This window comes from Qipengyuania benthica, assembly GCF_030717865.1.
GTDB lineage: Bacteria > Pseudomonadota > Alphaproteobacteria > Sphingomonadales > Sphingomonadaceae > Qipengyuania > Qipengyuania benthica.
Window position 1 is genome coordinate 1 of the sequence record NZ_JAVAIL010000012.1, and the last position, 3542, is coordinate 3542.

Here is a 3542-nt window from a genome sequence, read left to right on the forward strand (position 1 = left end):
GATTGCGGAGTATTGCCTATCAGTCTGGGCGCATCTAGAAGAGCGAAGCGATAGAAAAACCATGCCGAAAGGTATGGTTATGAAAAATCTTCTGCTTGCAATCCTCTTCCTGTCTGTCCCTGCATCCGCGCAGCAAGCGCAACTGCAAACATTCTCGCCAGAGCGCTCGTCCGCGTTTCTAATGCTCACACCGGGTGTTCCATCGACGGCTTCGCCTTTGGACGATTCCAAGGCTCTGCCGTCACCAACTGGGGCACTCGAGGCCGATTTCGCAAATTTTAACGGGACTATGGAGCCCGAGGCCGACCTTTCTTACGACGTTGTTCCGGCAGCGACCTTCGTGCCGGATTGGATGAGGGGAGGGCGCCCGAAATTCGAATATAGCGTCTATCGCCGCAGAGCATACTTTCCCGATCCGGATTGCCTCACGACAGGATACTTTCCTCGTCATGGCATCAGCGCGGATGCCCAATCGCGCCGGCGCCTCTACTTCCATAATATCCTTACAGCAGCCTGCGAAGCCGGTGTTCCTGTAAGGCTTTTCGATGCATTGGTTGCGCAAGAGAGCCGGTATCGTCCACACGCACGAAGTCATGCAGGGGCGATGGGACTCACGCAACTCATGCCGGGAACCGCGCGTCATCTGAAGGTCGGCAACCCGTGGGACGTGCGTGAGAATCTAACTGGTGGCGCGCGTTATCTGCGCGAGCAGCTCGATCGGTTTGGTTCGTGGGAACTTGCGCTGGCGGCTTATAACGCTGGTCCGGGCCGCATTGAGCAGTACGACGGGATCCCGCCTTTCCGGGAGACCCGCAACTATGTACGAGCGATCATGTCGACGCTCGATGGCGGCGCGGCGCCCATAGTGCGGTCTCCGCCGTTACTCGCTGCCAACCCGTTCAGGAGGACAAAGCTGGTTTCCTTCGCTCGGCCGTCAAAGATCCCAGAAGACTGAGAACCCCACGCTCCAGGCGTAATACAAAGCTACCGCGACGATGACCGGTGCGCCTTTGAGATAGTTGATCTGCCAGCGAAGCCAGATCTTTGGCAGAAGCAGCGTCTTGTCGAGACGGGTGGCGAGGGCGGGACGCCACCTTCCGGTGCGCCAATCGTGTGCGGTTACCAGAACGGCGAGGACAGCGCACATCAGCGTCATGATACCGACGGCAATGTAGAGCGACGTCCAGGCGATAAGAGCTTCTTGCTTCATGGCTCCTGGCTACCAGCGTGCCTCTTGCATATGGTGACCGAGCCCGAAGCCGTCCGATCCAGCTCACCGAACATCGCCTCGTTCCGTCCGAACCGCGTATGCTTGAAATTGACATCGCCGCTTTTCGCTTGATTGACGACGAGGGCTTTCATTTAGACCTCCGCTGCTTTCCGTATTTCATTCTGCGCCAGATCGCTGTTCGGCAATGAGAGCGCTATGTTGCGACATCTGGGGCGCCGGATGGCCAGCAGAGACCAGCCAGGTAGTGCGAGCAACGCTCAACCGTAGGCGAAATCGAAGTCTCCACCGTTGCGTCGGTCTTCGAGCTTGCGGTGGTATTTGGCGATTGCGGAAGACGTGTTTTTTGCAATTCCGTTGCAGAGTTCGTCGCGAATGGTCTCGAAGGTGCCTTCACAGGCAGCGAGCTCGCCTGGCAGATGGGTGGCCATCGCGATCGCAACGAGAGCCGAGGTCTCGCAGCACGGATCTTCATAGGAAGCTGGGTCCGAGAAACACTGAACTGTGATCGCAGCGCGGATCGGATCGATTTCGAGTCGTGCAGACACGGCATGGAACTCAGCGATCGGGAGCGATCCTTCGGCAATGCGTTCGAAGAAACGGTTGCGATGGCTACGTCGGATAACCCCTTCGTTGACCAGCTTCCGCACGCTCACGCCGCGCTTCTGCATCTGATCTCTGATGAGGACCGAATATTCCTCCTGAAGCTGACTGCAGCTTTTTATCTCAGCTCGCTGTGACCCCTCGGACATAGTTCCTCCGATGCCCCGCCCTATGCATACGCATACCTTGGAAGAGGGTAGCGATGTTTGGCAAGTTAAACTTTATCGTTGAGAAATGACGAGCGCGCAGAAAACAACCGTCTCCCGGACACCGCATGGGCGACCGAGACGCTCACTCAAATCAGTCTTTATCTCGTCCAATCTGGCGTTGAGTGGGCGCGAAAGGCGAAGATAGATCCGCACTCGGCCGTCCAGCGGGAGCTGCCCCGCGAAAAGCTTGAGCTGTTCCTTGGTAGGTTTCGGGCGGGAGTTAATGGCCTCAATAATAACGTCTTTCAGGCGCTGAAACTTCAACCTTTCAACCGTGAGGATTCGGATCGCGTCCGCGATTATCGCGAAGGGCTGCTCGCCCATCAGCAACTCATGCACAACCTCGCTGTCGTCTGACATAGAACCTCCTCGCCCCCTCAAATCTTTGTGCGGGCGCGCCCTGTCAGCGGCTCGAAAGGTCAGAGAATCAGATTTTTTGTTTAGATGGGGGAGGTGGCGCTGCATACAGGCCAGCTGGCTCTGTATTCGGGCCATCGTGGGTCCGATTTCTTGCCAGGCAGGCACACTGGCGTAGCCAAATGGCTTCGTTTTTGCACCCGGCCGGGACGAATTTCGATGCCGAGTGGCCATGCAAACGGTGATTCGAAGTCGGGTAAAGCTAAAGATACCCACGCAATAGTTGAGAAATGGTTCCCGATCTCCCCTTCTGGCCTTGGCGCATCGCGCCATTCGTCAAACCAGAAGGGAAAGACAATGAAAGCACTCGACCTCAAGAAGGGCGGCGCGAACCTTGCCGTCGCTTTGGCTGCAGTAGCCGGGATGAGCGTATTCGGAATCGACGCCGCGATGGCCGGTACCGACTCCACGTTCGATACCGCGCTGACGCAGTTCACCAATTTCCTCGAAGGCTCGGGCGGTAAGATCATCACCGTCCTGTCGCTTGCCGGCGGCATCGTGGCGCTTGCCTCCGGTCGCTTTTCGCTTGGCCAGGTCGCGATCCCGGTTGGTGTGGGCGTCGGTGCCGGCACGGGCGTGCCGATCGTCACCTCGACGATTACCGGTACGGTCTGATTTTTCGATCGGACTCTCACCACGGGATGCGGCCTGCTGATTGCCTCGCGATACGCAGCCGCCCCCAAATTGGCGGAGACGACCTTTGGACCAGTATTCAATCCCAAGACACCTCGACGATCCCGAGTTGATCGGGTTCTGGACGCTTGATGAATTCCTCATAATGTTGATTCCATTCGGATGGGGAATTCTAGCGCAGCACATCGTTATCGGACTTTTCTTCAGCGTCGCTGCATGGTTTTTCTATCGCAAATTAAAAGCCGGGCGTTCGATGTATTGGGTCCTGCATTTTGCCTATTGGCATCTGCCGGGTGGGTTCTTTGGTCTGAAGGTCGCTCCGCCTTCTCATCTTCGTGTGATGGCGGGCTGAAATGGAACTCTCTCTTGCTCACGAGGCGTCGCAACGGACGCTGAAACAGCGCAATCTCCTCGCGCTCATCTGTATCGTTCTCGGCATCCTTGTGGTTGTG

The 3542-nt window shown here is 57.0% G+C and carries 7 protein-coding genes; 3 read left to right on the forward strand and 4 right to left on the reverse strand.

Going from position 1 to position 3542, the window contains the following annotated elements; genetic code table 11:
* Nucleotides 1–955: lytic transglycosylase domain-containing protein (locus tag Q9K01_RS15380; RefSeq protein ID WP_305930999.1), on the forward strand; the 955-nt coding region annotated here is incomplete at its 5' end.
* Here the strand turns inward: Q9K01_RS15380 and Q9K01_RS15385 are convergent.
* From Q9K01_RS15385 to Q9K01_RS15400, 4 genes are all read right to left on the reverse strand, one after another.
* Nucleotides 935–1210: a hypothetical protein gene (locus Q9K01_RS15385; protein WP_305931000.1), complete on the reverse strand. Its 276-nt coding sequence runs from the start codon at nucleotides 1208–1210 to the stop codon at nucleotides 935–937. The genes Q9K01_RS15380 and Q9K01_RS15385 overlap by 21 nt on opposite strands.
* Nucleotides 1207–1362 (reverse strand): hypothetical protein, encoded by a 156-nt coding sequence (locus tag Q9K01_RS15390; RefSeq protein WP_305931001.1) that lies wholly within the window; start codon nucleotides 1360–1362, stop codon nucleotides 1207–1209. Before Q9K01_RS15390 ends, Q9K01_RS15385 begins: the two co-directional genes overlap by 4 nt.
* A gap of 126 nt (nucleotides 1363–1488) precedes the next feature.
* Nucleotides 1489–1899 carry a hypothetical protein gene (locus Q9K01_RS15395; protein WP_160729027.1) on the reverse strand — a complete coding sequence of 137 codons (411 nt, stop codon included), beginning with the start codon at nucleotides 1897–1899 and terminating at the stop codon, nucleotides 1489–1491.
* A gap of 153 nt (nucleotides 1900–2052) precedes the next feature.
* The gene (locus tag Q9K01_RS15400) at nucleotides 2053–2400 is read right to left on the reverse strand and encodes a hypothetical protein (RefSeq protein WP_305931002.1); all 348 of its coding nucleotides are present in this window, start codon (nucleotides 2398–2400) and stop codon (nucleotides 2053–2055) included.
* 354 nt (nucleotides 2401–2754) lie between these two features.
* Here Q9K01_RS15400 and Q9K01_RS15405 point away from each other — a divergent pair, with 354 nt between their 5' ends.
* Nucleotides 2755–3072 carry a hypothetical protein gene (locus tag Q9K01_RS15405; RefSeq protein WP_179408777.1) on the forward strand — a complete coding sequence of 106 codons (318 nt, stop codon included), beginning with the start codon at nucleotides 2755–2757 and terminating at the stop codon, nucleotides 3070–3072.
* Nucleotides 3073–3157: 85 nt separating this feature from the next.
* Nucleotides 3158–3442, forward strand: coding sequence for a type IV conjugative transfer system protein TraL (gene traL, locus Q9K01_RS15410; protein WP_305931003.1), 285 nt, complete (start codon nucleotides 3158–3160; stop codon nucleotides 3440–3442).
* The last annotated feature ends 100 nt before the right edge of the window (nucleotides 3443–3542 follow it).